Here is a 16,729-nt window from a genome sequence, read left to right on the forward strand (position 1 = left end):
CTCGCCGTCGGATGGGGCTCGCGCCGGCCGCGGGACAGGCACGGCCGGCCTGGCCCGGTCAGCCGTGCTCCTTCTTGTAGCGCTCGTACGCGCCGTTGACAAGGTTCACGTAGGACGACATGTTCTTCGCCTCGAGCTCCTTGACGTACGCGTCCCACTCGTCGAAGCTCCGCTTGCCGAGAATGAACTCGAGCGTGTTCTGGGTGGCGTGGTCCTTCAGCGGGGTCTGCCACAGCGCGGCCTGCTCGCGCTCCTCGTCGTTGAGCGGGCTCGGCGGCTTCGGCGGCAGCGCCTGCCTGGCGTTCATCGTCTTCTGCCATTCGACCTCCTCCTCGGAGAAGGTCGACTGGAGCAGCTCGGTGCTGCCGCCGTAGGCGAACACGCCGTTGGAGAAGCCGAAGTCCTTCTGCAGGTGCTTGGGCGCGCCGGGGTTGAGGCCGATGAAGTCGACGTCCTTCGTGAGCTCGAACTTGCCGGAGCCGTCCTTGGTGTAGGTGGTCCCCTCAATGCCCCACTTGGCGAACACCTGGCCCTCGTCGGAGTACCAGAGCCAGTCGATGAACTGCATCATCGCGACGAAGTTCTTGCTGTCGCGGGCCTTCTTGGAGATCATGATGCCGTTCTCCAGCCGGCTGTCGTTGGCGTCGGCCTTGACCGGCCCCTGCGGCCCGATGGGCACCGGGATCTTGATGAGCGTCGCCTTCGGGTTGGCCTTCTTCAGCGGCGGGCGATACTCGTTCACCAGCGTCTGGGCGTTGCCGCTGATCACGAAGGACTTGCCGGACGCCAGCTTCTGGATCGCCTGGTCGTCCTGCTGAGTGAAGCTCTCCGGGTCGAGCAGCTTCTCCTCCACCAGCGTGTGGAGGAACTGCAGCATCTGCTTGTACTGCTCCATCGCGCCGGTGAAGGCGAACTTCTGCGCGTTGGGATCCCACGTGATGCCGGTCGTGAAGCCCCAGCCGCCGCGTGCGCCGCTGCCCAGGCCGAAGACCTGGTTCAGCATGGCGCCGCCCGGCGTGGGGATGCCCCATCGGTCCGAGTAGGGGTAGGAGTCGGGATACTCCTTCTTCATCGCCTTCAGCATGTTGTGCACGTCGTCCCAGGTCTGCGGGATCTCCAGCCCGAGCTTGTCGAGGATGTCGCCGCGCACCACGAGCGTGTAGTCCGTCCAGTAGTCCTCGTGGAGGCCGGGGAGCAGGTAGAAGCGGCCGTCGGCCTGCCGGAGCGTGTCAAGGTCGGGCTGCAGGTTCCACTTGGCGATCTTCTCCTTGAAGTTCGGCATCAGGTCGAGGTAGTCGCTGACCGGCAGGACACTGCCCGAGGCGACGAAGGGGGTCTCCTGGCCGGGGTAGGTCTTCGGGATGATCATCGGGGCGTCGCCGGCCCCGATCATCAGGCTGCGCTTGTTCTCGTAGTCGCTCAGCGGCACCACGTTCGGCTGCAGCGTCACGTTGGTCCGCTTGGTCAGCTCCGACCAGAACAGCCAGTCGTTCTTGATGGGATAGAACGGGTGGTTGTTGTAGAGGACGCTGAACGACAGCGGAGCAGCGGCCGTGAACTGCTTGCCCACGCCGTAGTCGGCCATCGCGCCGTCGCGGTTCGCCGCGAAGTCGTCACCGCTCTTCTTGGCGCCGGCGCCGGAATCGCCGTCGGTGCTGCAGGCGGCGAGCGCGAGGAAGGCTCCCACGGCGACCATCGCCTGACGCCGGTTGATCTCATACATGAAAGGGGGGTCCTTTCCCTTCGGAACGGGGCTGGGTGAAAGTCGGTGAGAGATCCGGCGTGGCTATCCCTTGACCGCGCCGAGCATGACGCCCTTGACGAAGTACCGCTGGAGGAAGGGGTAGACCACCAGGATCGGGATGACCGTGAGCACCATCGTCACGGACTTGATGTTGGTGGCCACCGTCATGTCGGTGGCGTCGGCGCCGACGGACGTGCCCGTGGTGGCGCCGGCGATGAGGTTGCGCAGGTAGACGGTCACCGGGAACAGGTCGTTCTGGCTCATGTAGAGGAAGGCCGCGAACCACGAGTTCCAGAACGACACGGCGTAGAACAGCACCATGGTCGCGAGGACCGCCTTCGACAGCGGCAGCACGATCCGGAGCAGGATGCCGTAGGTGCTCATGCCGTCGATCGCGGCGGCCTCCTCCAGCTCGGCCGGCATGCCCTCGAAGAACGCCTTCATCACCAGGAGGTTGAAGACGCTGACCGCGTTCGGCAGCACGATGGCCCAGATGCTGTCCTTCAGCCCGAGGCTGGAGATGAGGATGTAGTTGGGCACGAGCCCGCCGGAGAAGAACATCGTGAAGACCGCGATCCCGATCAGGAACGTGCGGCCCTTCAGGTGTTTCTTCGACAGGACGTACGCGTAGCACGTGGTCATGACCATCGCGATGGCCGTGGCGACGACCGTGTAGACCACGGTGTTGCGGTAGTTGATCCAGAACGTCGGGTCGGAGGCCACGAACTCGTACGTGCGGAAGGTGAACCCGACGGGGACGAGGTTGACCTTGCCGGCGCGGATGGCGAACTCGTCGCTGAGCGAGCGGGCCACGATGTTGATGAAGGGGTACAGGGTCACGACCACGACGCCGGTCAGGATGACCGCGTTGACGGCCCGGAACACCCGCTGACCCCGGGTCCTGTCGACGGTCACCACAGGCTCGTCCCCACCGTGCGCCGGGAGATCAGGTTCGCCGACATGACCAGGGCCAGCCCGATCACGGCCTCGAAGAGGCCGATCGCCGCGGCGTAGCTGAAGCTGTTGGACACGATGCCCATCCGGTAGAGGTACGTGGAGATCACATCGGCGGTGGGATACGTCAGCGGGTTGTAGAGCAGCAGGACCTTCTCGAAGCCCACCGCCATGAACGTGCCGATGTTGAGGATCAGCAGGGTGACCGCGGTCGGCCGGATACCGGGGAGCGTCACGTGCCAGACCTGCCGCCAGCGGCTCGCACCGTCGATCCTGGCCGCCTCGTACAGCTGATCGTCGATGGTCGTGAGCGCGGCCAGGTAGATGATCGTCCCCCAGCCGACCGTCTGCCACATCTCGGAGGAGACGTAGATCGTGCGGAACCAGCCCGCTTCCTGCATGAACGCGATGGGCTCGTTGCCGGCCGCGCGCAGGAGCTGGTTGACCGGCCCGTCCACCGACAGCATCTCCATGACCAGCCCGGCCACGACCACCATCGACAGGAAGTGCGGCAGGTAGGACACCGACTGGACGAACCGCTTGACCTTCCGGCCGCGCAGCTCGTTGATCAGCAGGGCGAGCACGATCGGCGTCGGAAAGCAGAACAGCAGGGTCAGCCCCCCGATGACCACGGTGTTGGTGAACACCTGCCAGAACGACGGGTCGTTCAGGAACATCTTTATGTAACGCAGGCCGACCCATTCCTCGCCGAACACGCTGCCGCCCGGCTGGAACTTCCGGAAGGCGATGACGTTCCCGAGCATCGGCAGATATCGGAAGATCACGAAAAACAGCAGCGGAAGAATCGCCAGCGAGTAGAGCTGCCAGTCACGGCGCAGCGCCTGGCGCCAGGTGCGGCGCGGCGGGCGCTGCTTACGGGCCGGATCGGACCGCGCCCGCCGGGGATCCCCGGTGTCCGGCGACGCGTCGATCGTCCTGGTGGTGCTCATCCCGTGCCTCCGGTGCCATCCGAACGGATCCAGGGCGGCGCGTGCGGCCGCCGAAAGGGGCGGCTTCGCGCACCCCGCCCCGGAAAACGGCACGGCAGCGCGAACCGAAAGTTTCGAAAGTTGCCATTAATATTGCGGAAATATAGGACCCGGGCATGAGTGCGTCAAGAGGGAAGTCAATCACCGAGACGCTCCCGGCGCCACGCCCAATACCGGCTGGATCTCGGTATATCTCAGGGCCCTCCGATGGTAGAGTTTCGCGAAACTTTCGGAGAAACGACGAGCGGACAGATGACCAGCCCTTCCCCCGCCCGCGATCCACGCCCCGCCACGATCGCCTCCATCGCCGAAGAGCTCGGCGTCTCGGTGACCACGGTCTCCAAGGTCCTCAACGGCCGGCCCGACGTCGCGCCCGACACGCGGGAACGCGTCGAGGCGAGCCTCGCGCGGCACCGGTACCGCCGCCGTTCGAAGCGGCGCACGCTCAAGGGGCAGATCGACCTCGTCTTCCACGAGTTGAACTCCATGTGGTCGATGGAGATCATCCGGGGGGTCGACACCGTCGCCTCCGCCGCGCGGATCGAGGTCGTCCTGTCCCAGCTGAAAGGGGCGCACCGGCCGCCGGAGGAGTGGCTGGACGGTGTGCTCGACCATCGGCCCCTCGGCGTGCTGTTCGTCATGTCCAGCCCGTCCCAGTCGCAGCAGCAGAAGCTGCGGCGGGCGCAGGTCCCGTTCGTCGTCGTCGACACCGACGGAGAGATCGCCGAGTCCGTGCCCGTCGTAGGCTCGAACAACTGGGACGGCGGCCTGCTCGCCACCCGTCATCTCCTTGAGCTGGGCCACCGCCGCATCGCGGTCGTCTCCGGCCCGAAGGACGTGATGTGCAGCAGGGCACGCGTCGCCGGCTTCCGGGTCGCCCACGACGAGGCGGGGATCACCGTCGACCCCAGCCTCGTCAGGTACGGCAACTTCTACGTCGACGCCGGATACAAGCACGCCATGGACCTGCTGTCACGCCCGGACCGGCCGACCGCGATCTTCGCCGGGTCGGACCTGCAGGCGCTCGGCGTCCTGCGCGCGGCCCGGCGGCTCAACCTCGACGTGCCCGGGGACCTGTCGGTGGTCGGCTACGACAACGTGCCTGTCGCCGACTGGGTCGAGCCCGCCCTGACCACGGTGGGCCAGCCGCTGTGCGACATGGCGACGGTCGCGGCCCAGATGCTGCTCGACCTGGCCCGCGGCGTGGAGCCGGCCACGAGCCGGATCGACCTCGCCAACGAGCTCGTGGTCCGTGAGAGCACCGCGCCGCCGAAGAGCCGGGCCACGGTCACGCCCGCCGCGCCCGGCGGACGACCGCCGCGCCGAGGGGAGGCACGGTGATCTCCCCTGACGCCGACCGCCCGGTGAGGAGATCCGTGCCCGACCCCACCGGGACGGCGACGGGCGCCTCCGCGTCATGGTTGAGCAGGAAGAGGTATTCGTGCCGCTCGTCCTCGCGGACGGCGCATTCGAGGTGGGCGGGGAGTCCGTCGAAGCGGTTGTCCACGCCCGCCGCTGTCAGCTCGCCGATCAGCACCCGGTCGAAGGCGTCCTGTTCCAGGAGGGTGGCGAAGTAGACGACCCGGCCGGCTCCGAAGTCGTTGGCGACGACCGCGGCGCGTCCCGCGAGCAGGCCGTCCGCGTAGGTCGCCAGTGCCGTCCCGGTTTCGAGGTGGATGTCCTCACGCCACCAGTCCGCCGTCGCCGTGCGTCCGTCGGTGAACTCGACCGTGAACCGTTCGCCGGGCCGCGCCGGCCAGTACTCGTCGATCTTCGCGCCGATGAGGCGGCGGAACGCGCCCGGGTAGCCGTCCGGGCGGACGCGGTTGCACGCGTCCACGACGCCCGAGAAGAACGACATCACGACGGTTCCACCGTCGCGGGCGAACTCGGTGACGGCGTTCACTCCCTCGTCGTCCATCAGGTAGGCGTTGGGCACGACCAGCACCTTGTACGGCGACAGGTCGCTGTGGGGCGACACGACGTCGGCCGCGTAGTGGTGCTCCCACAGCGGCCGGTAGTGCCGCATGACGGTGTCCACGTAGCTGAAGTCGTTTCGGGCAAGGCCCCACAGCTCCTCCAGCCCCCACCAGCCGTTCCAGTCGAACAGGACCGCGACCTCGGCCCGCGACCTCGGCCCGCGTCGTCGTCCCCGCCACGGGCGACAGCAGCCCCACCTCGCGGCCGAGCTCGGCGACCTCGCGGAAGGTGCTCGCGGTAGATAGGGGACGAGGGATCGTAGTGGAGGCGGTTGCCGAAGCCGAACCGCTCGCCGTCGGCCATGACGGGGAGGACCTCGGGGTGCCGGTGGGTCAGCCACGCGGGCGGCGCGGCGGTGGGGGTGGCCAGGTTGACCGCGATGCCGTTCTCGTGGAGCAGGTCCATGACCTCGTCGAGCCAGCCGAACTCGTATTCTCCGGGCTCCGGTTCGAGCGAGGCCCACGCGAAGACGCCGAGCGACACGAGGTTCACCCCCGCCTCGCGCATGAGCCGGACGTCCTCCCGCCCACGCCCGGGTCCCACTGCTCAGGGTTGTAGTCCCCGCCGTACGCCAAGCCGCCGAGGCGGTCCCGGAGGGCGCGCATGCGAGCGTCTGTCATCTGTCACGCCCGGGCTGCGAGGTCGTCGCGTCCCCGTCCGTTCCGTACGCCGTCGCGAGCTGCCACCAGAGCTGATCGGACGTACAGGGATGAGTCAATCGACGACCGGCGCACGAGCATACGCCGACGGCTTGCCCCGGATTATCCGGGGTCTTTCCGGTGGCCGCGACTGCCGTGCAGAGCGGCCTATCCGGTTTTAGCCTGAAATCACCGCCGAAGCTGGTGGTACCGGGGACCTGTCGGGGGAGGACAGCGAAGGAGCCACGACATGGCTAATCCGCCCAGCGACCACGGCGACGGTATGCGACTCTTCCTCGATTACCTGGTGGGGGCGCGGGCGGCGGCCTGGAACCCCTCGGCGCAGTGGCTGTCCCGCCACTCCGGTATCCCGAAGACCACGGTCGAGTCGCTCATCCACGGCACGCGTAAGCGGCTGCCGAGCTGGAGCGAACAGGTCGAGCGCCTGCTGGAGGCCTACCGCAAGAAGGTGACAGAGGACAAGCGCGGGGATCCCGACGCGGTGCTGGGCGACATGGCGGCGTGGAAGCAGGCCTATGACGACGCGCAGAACGGACGGCCGCCGGCCTGCCCTCTCCCGACAGCCGCCTTCCCCACCCCGCCCCCGGCCGCGGCGGAACCAGGCCGGCCGATCGGACAGTTCCGGCCGCTGGACCTGGAGGTCCATCCGGCGATTCGCGTGGACACCGCCGGTCGGGAGCTGGAGGAGTTGCCCGCCTACGTCCCTCGGGCGCATGACGAAGCCCTCGCACAGATGGTCCGCCAGGTACAGACAGGGGCGTCCCGGCTGGTCGTGCTGGTCGGCGACTCGTCGACGGGCAAGACCCGCACTTTGTGGGAAGCGGTCCGGACCCTGCCCGAACCGTGGCGGCTGTGGCACCCGATCGAGCCGAGCCGTCCGGCGGCGGTCCTCACCGAGCTGAGGTCGATCGGCCCGCACACCGTGGTGTGGTTGAACGAGACCCAGCACTATCTGCTCACCGCCGATCCAGCCGTCGGGGAGCGGATCGCCGGCGGGCTCCGGGAGTTGCTGCGTGCTCGGGAGCGAGGGCCGGTGCTGGTGCTGGGCACCCTGTGGCCCGCCTACTGGAAGACCCTCACCGCGGTCCCGCACACCGGTCAGCCCGATCCGTACGCTCAGGCCCGCGAGCTGATCAAGAGCGCCAGCATCCGCCTTCCCGAGTCCTTTGCCGACGCCGATCTCGATGCCGCAGGCCGACAGGCGGCGAACACCGGCGATCTCCGTCTGGCCGAGGCGTTGCGCCGGGCCCCGGAGGGGCGGTTGACCCAGTACCTGGCGGGTGGTCCGGCTCTGCTGGAGCTCTACGACAACGCGGAACCCGGTGCCCGCGCCGTCCTGGACGCCGCGATCGACGCCCGCCGGTTCGGTCACGGCCCAGCCCTGCCCCGTCTCCTGCTCGTGGAAGCCGCCCCCGGCTATCTCAGTGACGAACAATGGCATCTACTCGACGACGACTGGCTCGAACGCGCCTTCGCCTACCTGACCGATCACCGCCCGTGCCGGGGAGCCCGCCCACCGCTGGCCCTGATCAAACCCCGTCCCGGCACCGGTCACGCTCCCGCCGCACACAGTGGAGGCGAGCCGGCCTATCGCCTCGCCGACTATCTCGAACAACACGGCAGCCGCACACGCCGCTTCCTCTGTCCCCCCGCCACCTTCTGGAACGCCGCCACCCGCCACGCCGCCTCCGTGAGCGACCACCGCGCTTTCGCTCGGGCCGCCCGCGACCGCGGGCGCCACCGTCACGCCTTCGCGCTGTACCGAGCAGTCGCCGACGCGGGCGACACCACCGCGCTGCGGGAGCTGACGCGGATCCGGGAGCAGGCCGGCGACCACGAAGGCGCAGAACGCCTCGCCCGGGCCGCCGCCGACGCGGGCGACACCATTGCGCTGCGGGACCTGGCGCGGACGTGGGAGGAGGCCGGCGACCAGGAAGGCGCAGAACGTCTCGCCCGGGCCTTGAACGACGCCGGCCGTACTTCCGCGCTGTACAGCCTGACCGAGATGCGGAAGCAGACCGGCGACCACGAAGGCGCAGAACGCCTCGCCCGAGCCGCCGCCGACACCGGTGACGTCCTCACGCTCTACAACCTGGCACGGACACGCGATCAGGCCGGCGACCTCGAACGCGCCGAACGCCTGTACCAGGCAGCCGCAGACGCCGGCTTCACCAGCGCGCTGATCGATGCGTTCTACATGCGCGAGCTGGCCGGCGACCATGAAAGCGCAGAACGCCTCGCCCGAGCCGCCGCCGACGCCGGCCACACCACCGCGCTGCGGCACCTGGCGGAGCTGCGGCAGCAGGCCGGCGACCACGAAGGCGCAGAACGCGTCGCCCAGATGGCCGCCAACGCCGGCCACCCCTTATCACTGAGGTATCTGACCAGGCTCCGCGAGCTGGCCGGCGACTACGGAGGCGCAGAACACCTCGCCCGGACCGCCGCCGACGCCGGCGACACCGACGCTCTCCTGGTTCTCGCGCATCTCCGGCGACAGGCCGGCGACTACGGAGGCGCCGAACGCCTGTACCAGGCCGCCGCCGACGCCGACGATACCAGCAGGCTGCACGAGCAGGCGTGGATGCGCGAGCGGGCCGGCGACCACAAGGGCGCCGAACGCATGTTCCAGGCCGCCGCCGACACCGGCGACAACCTCGCGCTGCGGGAGCTGGCGCGGCTGCGCGAGCTGGCAGGCGACCACGAAGGCGCCGAACGCCTCGCCCGGGCCGGCGACACCACCGCGCTCCCGATTCTGGCGCGGATGCGGCAGCAGGCCGGCGACCACGAAGGCGCAGAACGCGCCGCTCGGATGGCCGCCGACGCCGGTGCCCGCGACGCCGCCGCACTGCTCCAGAACCTGGCCGAGATGCGGCAGCAGGCCGGCGACCACGAAGGCGCAGAACGCCTCGCCCGCGCCGCCGCCGACGCCGGCCTCACCGCCGCGCTGCAGCACCTGGCCGTGATGTGGGAGCAGGCCGGCGACCACGAAGGGGCAGAACGCATGTTCCAGGCCGCCGCCGACACCGGCCAGATCGACGCGCTTTACGGCCTGGCACGAATACGGGAGAAGGCCGGCGACCACGAAGGCGCCGAACGCTTCACCTGGGCCGCCGCCGACGCCGGCCTCACCGCCGCGCTGCACGCCCTGGCGCGGATGCGGCACGAGGCCGGCGACCACGAAGGCGCAGAACGCATGTACCAGGCCGCCGCCGACACCGGCGACACCGCCTCGATGTCCGCCCTGGCGGAGCTGCGGCAGCAGGCCGGCGACCACGAGGGCGCAGAACGCCTCGCCCGCGCCGCCGCCGACGCCGGCCACACCTTCCCGCTGCAAGAGCTGGTGCGGAGGCGGTACCGGGCCGGCGACCACGAAGGCGCAGAACGCCTCGCCCGCGCCGCCGCCGACGCGGGCGACACCACCGCGATGCGCAATCTGGTTCAGATGCGGGAGCAGGCCGGCGACCACGAAGGCGCCGAACGCCTCGCCCGGACCGCCGCCGACGCCGGCGGCACCACCGCACTGTACGACCTGGCCAAGCGGCGAGTGCAGGAGGGAAAGGGGGGCCGGTGGGCAGACCTGGTGCGGTTCGGGCTGGAGGCGGACGGGTCGGCTGCCCGGCCATGGTGAGGCGATAAGCCGGCGCCCGGTCACGACTGCGGGCGGCCCTTTCCGGACTCCCGGGCCGCGACGGACTCCCGGCCCGCGACGGACTCGCGGGCCGCGACGGACTCGCGGGCCGCGACGGGAGAACGGTGCGACCCGCCGTCACGCAGCGGGTAGAGAAGGAAGCAGCCGAAGGCCAGCGCCAGCACCACCAGGGGCACCACGCCCATCATCAGCCGGACGCCGGTCACGACGGAGTCCGGCTGCACCGCGGCCCCGTTGTGGTAGCCCGATCGGGACAGCACGACCGTGGTGATCACGGCCTGGAGGGCACCGCCCAGCGGACGATGAACCCGTTCATGCCGAAGTACATCCCCTCACGACGGGTGCCCGTCCTGCGCTCGTCGTCGTCGATGACCTCGGCGAGCAGGATCTCCAGGAGCCCAGGACGACGGTGTTGGCGGAGTCGGCCTCGCCCAGGGCGTACTTAGTGAAGAACGGGATCCCCGCCTGCAGCAGGGCGAAGGTGAGCTGCAGCAGGAAGCTGCCCGTGACGTATGTGACGAAGGCGCGGTTGGCGAGCGTGTAGCGGAGCGCGGCGAGGAACCCGAAGCTCTCACGCTCCGCGTGCACCCGCTCGGCCGAGCTCGCGCAGCGACAGCGCGAAGAAGGCCAGCGCCACGACGCCGAAGGACACGCCCATGGCACGATGGCGCCGTACAGCAGGGGCGCCGCGGCGACGCCGCGATCATGCCGACGATGGCGAACATCTGCCGCCACGACGCGGCGCCGGCCCGCTCGGCGATGGTGGTGAACATCTCGGGGAACAGCGCCACATAGTCCAGGACCACGACGACGAACAGCACATCGTAGACGAGGACCACGACCAGGAAGTACCAGAACCTCGCGGTCGCGCCGTCCACGAGCGGGATCCAGATCATGGTGAAGGCCGCGGCCAGCGGCGCCATGCCGATCGCGATGTACGGCACCCGCCTGCCCCAGCGCGTGCGAGTCCGGTCGGAGACGTGCCCCACGAGCGGGTTGAGCACCGCGTTGACGATGCCGTGGATCACCATGGCGACGCCGATGAGCGACGGATCGACGCCCAGGTGGTCGACGTAGTAGAAGGTGGCGAAGGTCGCGAACGCCTGGCTGAGCAGATTGACCGACAGGTTGCCCGATCCGTAGGCCAGCATCTGCCCGCGCCGCACCAGACCCTCCGAGCCGCGCAGCATCTGGCCCTCCGGGCCGCGCGTCACCGGGCCCTCTGGACCGCGCTTCATCGGGCCCTCTGGGCGGTGCGGAGATCCGACCAGCCGATGAGGCGGACGCCCTCCTCCGCGATGGCGCGGCGGACCTCCGGATCGGTGAACAGCCGCAGCTCCATGCCGCGTTTGGCGTGATGCGGCATGATCTGCTGGAGTTCGCCGTCGTCCTCGAACGGGTGGATGTAGATCTTGGTCACGCCGGGGCGCAGCGCCCGGACCAGCCCGATCATGTCGCTTCTGACGCTCTCGTACGTCTCCCCCTCGGCCAGTTCGAGGGGCAGCGTCCACAGCCGGTCGAGGATCACCACGCCCGCCGCGTCCGCGGCCTCGGCCCTCGCCCGCGCGAACGGCTCCAGCTCCTCCGGCAGGCCCATGCCGTCGAGGGTCCTGGGCAGCCGGAACGGCAGGCCGTGCTCCGCGCACACCTTGAAGACGACGTCGAGGAAGTCACGGCCGGTCGCCAGGCCGTACAGGCTGCCCATGTGGTTGTCGGCGTGCGACGGGTCGAGGCCGAGGGCGACGGCCCTGCGGATCTGCGCGTCGATCTCCGCCCGGACCTCCTCGGGGTCGGCCCGCTCCTCGACCGTCCGGCTGTCGGCGGGGAAGTAGCCGGCCTCGTCCACGAGCGAGGACACCGCGCGGTCGCGGGTCACCGGTCCCCACCGGTATCCCTCCCACTCGCTGGTGAACGTCAGGTGGACGCCCACGTCGTAACCGCCCGCGACGGCCCTACGGACCGCGTCGGGGGCCCACGGGCACGGCGTCATGACGGTCGCCGAGCTGATCGCGCGGGCGGCGAGCAGCGAGGTGATGCCGGTGTTGGCCGCACGGCACATGCCGTAGTCGTCGGCGTTCACTATCAGCAGCCGGTCGTCCGGCCCGGCTCCGAGCCGTCGCGCGAGGTTCACGTGATGTCCCCTTTCCCTGCCCCGGTGAGGTCCGTGTCGTTCGGTCCGCCGGTCGCGGTGTCGTACGGTCCCCCGGCTGCCGTCTCGTGTGGCCGCCCGCCCACGGCGGCGGCGAAGGCGCGTTCCCGCGCACGATGGCGGGCGAGCCAGGACGCGCCGCGCAGCACCGGATCCCCGGGGACGCCGCTCGCGACGATCCTGATCGGGAGCGGCGCGGCGTCCCTCGCCAGGTGGCGGCGGATGCGGCCCAGCAGCAGATCGGCGCTGGCGCCGAACGCGCCGCCGAGCACGAACAGCTCCGGCTTGATCACGAGGGCGACCGACGCCGCGACGTGGGCGATCCTGCGGGCGGTCGCGTCGACCACGGCGAGTGCCCTCTCGTCGCCGGCCCTGGCGCTGTCGAAGATCTCCCGCGTGGACGGGCTGCCCTCGATGCCGGCCTGCCTGGCCTGTTCGGCGATGCGGCGGGCGCCGAGCACCTCGGTGCCGAGCTCGGTCGCGGGGTGGGGCAGGAATGCGACCTCGCCCGCTCCCCCGGCGAAGCCCTGGTGGAGCCGGCCGCCCAGTACGATCCCGGCGCCGAGGCCGACCCCGACGCCGAGCAGGACGAAGTCGGCGACGCCGGCGCACGCGCCGAACCGCTGCTCGGCGACGGCGGCGAGGTTGACGTCATTCTCCAGCAGCAGAGGCACGGGCAGGTCGCGCTCGATCGCCTCGGCCAGGCCGCGGCCCCCCTGCGGCAGCCCGTAGGCCCGCCTCACGGTGCGGCCGTCGCGCGCCACGACCGCGCGGACGCCGACGACGGCCTGACCGACGGCGCCCGGCTCGGTCCCGGCGCGTCCGGCGCACTCGGCGGCGAGTGCGGCCACCGCCGCTGCCGTGTCGGCCACCCTGCGGCGCGGCGCCCGGGTCTCCGCCTGGGCGAGCGTCTCCCCCACCGCGTCGACGAGTACGGCGCGGATGCGCAGGTGGCCGATGTCGACGCCGAGCGCGAGCGCGCAGCGGGGGGCGATCCGGTAGAGGGTCGCGGCGGGCCCGCGACGAGTGGTGTCGGCGCCCGCCTCCTCCACGGCCCCGCGTGCGACGAGCTCGCGCAGCGCCTGGGCGACGGTGGTCTTGGACAGGCCGGTGGCCCTGGTGATCTCCGGTCGGCCGAGCGGCCCCTCACGGTCGATGACGTCGAGCACCGCGCGGGCGTTGATCGACCAGAGCAGGCCCTGCGGCCCGGCCAGGTAGTTCGCGCTCACGCTCACCTCGGGTCCCGGCCCGGGTAGGCCGGACGGTTTCTCCTCAGAGTGAGCCGTTCCATCCGATCGGCCACCACGCGACAAGACCGCTACCGTTCTTGGGAGGCAGAAAGGGGATCATCGTGAGCAATGCCAATGCGGGCGACATTCCATTCGGGGCGCGAGTGCGCGGCTGCCTGCTCGCCGGGGCCGTCGGCGACGCCCTCGGCGCGCCCGTGGAATTCGACTCGATCGCCGTCATCCGCCGCAACCACGGCAGGGCGGGGCTGACCGATCTCGCGCCCGGCTGGCACGGCAAGACCGGCCTGGTCACCGACGACACGCAGATGACGCTGTTCACCGTCGAAGGGCTGATCCGCGCGGACGTGCGCGTCAGGGAGAAGGGCATCGGCGGCGGTGAGGTGCAGGTGGTCCGCCACGCCTACCTGCGCTGGCTCGACACACAGGAGCACCGCGTGCCGCCGCCCGCCGACGGCCTCGTCCGTACCGGCCGGCTCCGCGAGCAGACCTGGCTCTACTCCCGTCGCGCGCCCGGCAACACCTGCGTGTCCGGGCTGCACGCCGACCTCGGTTCGCTCGCGGCCCCCGGTATGCCCGGGCCGGTCAACCCCGGCTCCAAGGGCTGCGGCACCGTCATGCGCTCCGCCCCGTTCGGACTGGCCGTCCGCGACCCGCGGGCGGCCTTCACGCTCGCGGCCGGCTGCGCCCAGATCACGCACGGGCATCCCACGGGCTATCTGGCGGCCGGCGCCTTCGCCGCGCTGGTCTGCTCCCTGTCCCAGGGCGCGCCGCTCGCGACGGCCGTGCACGACACCCTGGGCCTGCTCGCCGAGTTGCCCGCGCACGAGGAGACCACCGCCGCGATCGAGGCGGCGGTCGCCCTGGCCGGCACGGCGGAGCCGTCGCCCGAGGCGGTGGAGACGCTCGGCGGCGGGTGGGTGGCTGAGGAGGCGCTCGCCATCGCGGTCTACTGCGCGCTGGTGAGCGGCGACGACATCGAGCGGGCCCTGCTGCTGGCGGTCAACCACTCCGGCGACAGCGACTCCACCGGCTCCCTGTGCGGCAACCTCCTCGGCACGGTGCACGGCGACGCGGCCCTCCCCGGGCACTGGGTGTCCCGGCTGGAGGGCCGGGACACCGTCATCGAACTCGCCGACGACTTCACCACGCATTTCACCGGCGGCCGCATCGACCGCGACAAGTACCCCGGCTGCTGACCCCGCCACCCGATCCGGCCCGAACGGCATGAGACGCCCGCATCACCGGATCATGCCGCATGGAACGGTGTAATCTTCCGGGCGTACTGGTGATGCGGCCCGACGGGCTTCCGTTCTCTCGTCCGGGAACGGACATGCCCCCATACCGCACGAGTCTTTCGTGCTGCCTGGGGGTAGGTCCGTGGCCGTTGTCCGGCATTCCGCGGAAGGTCTGCTTCAGCTCGCGTCCGTGCCGGAGAGGGTGCTCAGCGAGGTGATCGCCGAGCAGCTTCGCATCACTCAAGGCGTCAATCCCGGCAGGAGCGAGCGGAGGTCATGGGACCGCAGCCTGCCCGTTCTCGCCCGTGACCTCGTCGAGGCCGGGCTGGGCAGCGTCGAGATGCTGCTGGAATACCAGTTACCGCTCACCAGCAAGCGGGCCGACGTGATCCTCGCCGGCGTCGACCGGCACAGTGGTGACGACGCGTACGTCGTCGTGGAGCTCAAGCAGTGGAGCCACGCCGAGTTGTACGAGGACGACGCCGACCTCGTTCTCGTCCCCGGCATGGGCAACCACCCCAAACTTCACCCGGTCGTGCAGGTGCACGGCTACTGCGACTACCTCGCCGACTTCGTCGGCGCCCTGGAGCATCGCCGTCATGCCGTACGCGGCGTCGCGTACCTGCACAACGCGAACGACCTCGACATCCACGACCTGTACGACCGCGTGGAGGACGAGCGGACCCGTCTGTTCAGCCAGAGCCGTCGTGGTCAGTTCGTCGACTACCTTCGGGCGCAGTTCGCGCCCGAACCCGGTGCGCGCGCCGCCGACAGGCTGCTGGCGTCGGCGATCCGGCCGTCCAAGCAACTGCTGAAGGTGGCCGCGGCCGAGATCAAGCATCGGGACCAGTTCGTCCTGCTGGACCAGCAGCGCCTGGCGTACGAAATTGTGCTGCACGCGGTGGAGAAGGCCAGGGCGTCCGACTCCAAGGAAGTCGTCATCGTCACCGGCGGTCCCGGGTCGGGCAAGAGCGTCATCGCCCTGTCGCTGCTCGGCGAACTCGCCGAGCGCGGCTATCCGGCACACCACGCCACCGGATCGCGGTCCTTCACCGAGACCATGCGCCGCCACGTGGCCAGGGGATCCACGCGCACGAAGGCGATGTTCAAGTACTTCAACAACTTCATGACCGCCAAGCCCAACGACCTCGACGTACTCATCTGCGACGAGGCCCACCGGATCCGCGAGACGTCGGCCAACCGCTTCACCAAGGCCGTCGAGCGGACGGGGCGGTCCCAGCTCGACGAGCTGATGAGCGCCGCCCGCGTTCCCGTCTTCCTCCTCGACGAACACCAGGTGGTGCGGCCGGGCGAGACCGGGACCGTCGCGGACATCAGGGCACACGCACAGACCCGCGGCCTGGCCGTGCAGCAGGTGGATCTCGACGCCCAGTACCGCTGCGGCGGCAGCCGGGCGTACGAGGAGTGGGTGCTGCGGCTGCTCGGCCTGAACGGTGAGGATCCCGAGCCGTGGACCGGCGACCCCCACTTCGAGGTCACCCTCGCCGACTCGCCGTACGAGTTGGAAGGACTGCTGCGGGGGAAGCTGAACGACGGCTACTCGGCCCGCATGACGGCCGGTTTTTGCTGGCGGTGGAGCGACCCCGACGGCGACCGCCTCGTCTCCGACGTGCGGATCGACGGCTGGTCCAAGCCGTGGAACGTCAAGGGCGACCGCGCTGTCGGCGACGCCCCTCCCAGCGCGCTGTGGGCCACCATGCCGGGCGGCTTCGAGCAGGTCGGCTGCGTGTACACCGCCCAGGGCTTCGAGTACGACTGGAACGGCGTCGTGCTGGGCCCTGACCTCGTCTACCGGGACGGCCGTCTGATCACCGTGCGCGGCGCCAGCAAGGACCCGGCGCTGATGAAGAAGTCCGTGACGGACGAGCAGGCTGACCGGCTGATTCGCAACACCTACAAGGTGCTGCTCACTCGCGGCATGATCGGCACGGCCGTCCACTCCGTCGACGCCAGGACACAGGAGTTCCTCACCACTCTGCTTGATCGATAGGGTGGCGCGGCGCGCACATTCGTGCGGTCCCATCGCCTACGTGACCCTGCCGGCGCACGAGCACTCCGTCCCGATGGCTGTCAGGGCCCGCGGAGGCGGCGCCGGGAAG

12 protein-coding genes and 1 pseudogene are annotated in these 16,729 nt (G+C 70.2%); 4 read left to right on the forward strand and 9 right to left on the reverse strand.

The window, feature by feature from the left end; genetic code table 11:
• Window positions 1–58: 58 nt before the first annotated feature.
• The 3 genes from FLX07_RS32115 to FLX07_RS32125 all read right to left on the reverse strand — a co-directional run bounded on the left by FLX07_RS32115 (window position 59) and on the right by FLX07_RS32125 (window position 3,648).
• A complete protein-coding gene (locus FLX07_RS32115; RefSeq protein ID WP_142575446.1) occupies window positions 59–1,723 on the reverse strand; it encodes an ABC transporter substrate-binding protein in 1,665 nt (554 codons plus the stop codon).
• A gap of 63 nt (window positions 1,724–1,786) precedes the next feature.
• The gene (locus FLX07_RS32120; RefSeq protein WP_208762494.1) at window positions 1,787–2,659 is read right to left on the reverse strand and encodes a carbohydrate ABC transporter permease; all 873 of its coding nucleotides are present in this window, start codon (window positions 2,657–2,659) and stop codon (window positions 1,787–1,789) included.
• Window positions 2,656–3,648 (reverse strand): ABC transporter permease, encoded by a 993-nt coding sequence (locus FLX07_RS32125; protein ID WP_142575448.1) that lies wholly within the window; start codon window positions 3,646–3,648, stop codon window positions 2,656–2,658. Before FLX07_RS32125 ends, FLX07_RS32120 begins: the two co-directional genes overlap by 4 nt.
• A 291-nt stretch (window positions 3,649–3,939) precedes the next feature.
• Between FLX07_RS32125 and FLX07_RS32130 the strand changes: the two genes are divergently transcribed.
• Window positions 3,940–5,028 carry a LacI family DNA-binding transcriptional regulator gene (locus FLX07_RS32130; protein WP_142575449.1) on the forward strand — a complete coding sequence of 363 codons (1,089 nt, stop codon included), beginning with the start codon at window positions 3,940–3,942 and terminating at the stop codon, window positions 5,026–5,028.
• Here the strand turns inward: FLX07_RS32130 and FLX07_RS32135 are convergent.
• Both FLX07_RS32135 and FLX07_RS38940 read right to left on the reverse strand, forming a co-directional pair.
• A complete protein-coding gene (locus tag FLX07_RS32135) occupies window positions 4,976–6,007 on the reverse strand; it encodes a beta-galactosidase (protein ID WP_229689931.1) in 1,032 nt (343 codons plus the stop codon). The two genes, FLX07_RS32130 and FLX07_RS32135, sit on opposite strands and share 53 nt — an antisense overlap.
• Window positions 5,953–6,174 (reverse strand): annotated as a pseudogene (locus FLX07_RS38940) (beta-galactosidase); the annotation flags it as partial. The pseudogene FLX07_RS38940 and the gene FLX07_RS32135, both read right to left, overlap by 55 nt.
• Before the next feature lie 381 nt (window positions 6,175–6,555).
• Between FLX07_RS38940 and FLX07_RS32145 the strand changes: the two are divergent.
• Window positions 6,556–9,954 (forward strand): tetratricopeptide repeat protein, encoded by a 3,399-nt coding sequence (locus FLX07_RS32145; RefSeq protein WP_142575451.1) that lies wholly within the window; start codon window positions 6,556–6,558, stop codon window positions 9,952–9,954.
• A 20-nt stretch (window positions 9,955–9,974) separates the two neighbouring features.
• Here FLX07_RS32145 and FLX07_RS32150 read toward each other — a convergent pair whose 3' ends face one another.
• Genes FLX07_RS32150 through FLX07_RS32165 form a run of 4 tightly spaced genes read right to left on the reverse strand, consistent with a single transcriptional unit; the run spans window position 9,975 to window position 13,353 of the window.
• A complete protein-coding gene (locus FLX07_RS32150; RefSeq protein ID WP_167748472.1) occupies window positions 9,975–10,250 on the reverse strand; it encodes an MFS transporter in 276 nt (91 codons plus the stop codon).
• Between the two features lie 57 nt (window positions 10,251–10,307).
• Window positions 10,308–11,213 carry an MFS transporter gene (locus tag FLX07_RS32155; RefSeq protein WP_208762496.1) on the reverse strand — a complete coding sequence of 302 codons (906 nt, stop codon included), beginning with the start codon at window positions 11,211–11,213 and terminating at the stop codon, window positions 10,308–10,310.
• Window positions 11,210–12,106, reverse strand: a complete 897-nt coding sequence (locus FLX07_RS32160; RefSeq protein ID WP_142575453.1) for a polysaccharide deacetylase family protein — start codon at window positions 12,104–12,106, stop codon at window positions 11,210–11,212. Before FLX07_RS32160 ends, FLX07_RS32155 begins: the two co-directional genes overlap by 4 nt.
• Complete coding sequence (locus FLX07_RS32165) at window positions 12,103–13,353, reverse strand: ROK family transcriptional regulator (RefSeq protein ID WP_167748473.1); 1,251 nt, start codon at window positions 13,351–13,353, stop codon at window positions 12,103–12,105. The genes FLX07_RS32160 and FLX07_RS32165 overlap by 4 nt, the downstream gene beginning before the upstream one ends.
• 122 nt (window positions 13,354–13,475) lie before the next feature.
• Between FLX07_RS32165 and FLX07_RS32170 the strand changes: the two genes are divergently transcribed.
• Window positions 13,476–14,570, forward strand: a complete 1,095-nt coding sequence (locus FLX07_RS32170) for an ADP-ribosylglycohydrolase family protein (RefSeq protein WP_167748474.1) — start codon at window positions 13,476–13,478, stop codon at window positions 14,568–14,570.
• A gap of 229 nt (window positions 14,571–14,799) precedes the next feature.
• The gene (locus FLX07_RS32175; RefSeq protein WP_229689930.1) at window positions 14,800–16,620 is read left to right on the forward strand and encodes a DUF2075 domain-containing protein; all 1,821 of its coding nucleotides are present in this window, start codon (window positions 14,800–14,802) and stop codon (window positions 16,618–16,620) included.
• The last annotated feature ends 109 nt before the right edge of the window (window positions 16,621–16,729 follow it).

This window comes from Microbispora bryophytorum, from assembly GCF_006874465.1.
Taxonomy (GTDB): domain Bacteria; phylum Actinomycetota; class Actinomycetes; order Streptosporangiales; family Streptosporangiaceae; genus Microbispora; species Microbispora bryophytorum.

Excerpts from the sequence above, each read along its gene's own strand:
- FLX07_RS32145 (WP_142575451.1), top strand. The coding sequence starts at position 6,556 with ATGGCTAATCCGCCCAGCGACCACGGCGACGGTATGCGACTCTTCCTC.
- FLX07_RS32125 (WP_142575448.1), bottom strand. The coding sequence starts at position 3,648 with ATGAGCACCACCAGGACGATCGACGCGTCGCCGGACACCGGGGATCCC.
- FLX07_RS32130 (WP_142575449.1), top strand. The coding sequence starts at position 3,940 with ATGACCAGCCCTTCCCCCGCCCGCGATCCACGCCCCGCCACGATCGCC.
- FLX07_RS32115 (WP_142575446.1), bottom strand. The coding sequence starts at position 1,723 with ATGTATGAGATCAACCGGCGTCAGGCGATGGTCGCCGTGGGAGCCTTC.
- FLX07_RS32155 (WP_208762496.1), bottom strand. The coding sequence starts at position 11,213 with ATGAAGCGCGGTCCAGAGGGCCCGGTGACGCGCGGCCCGGAGGGCCAG.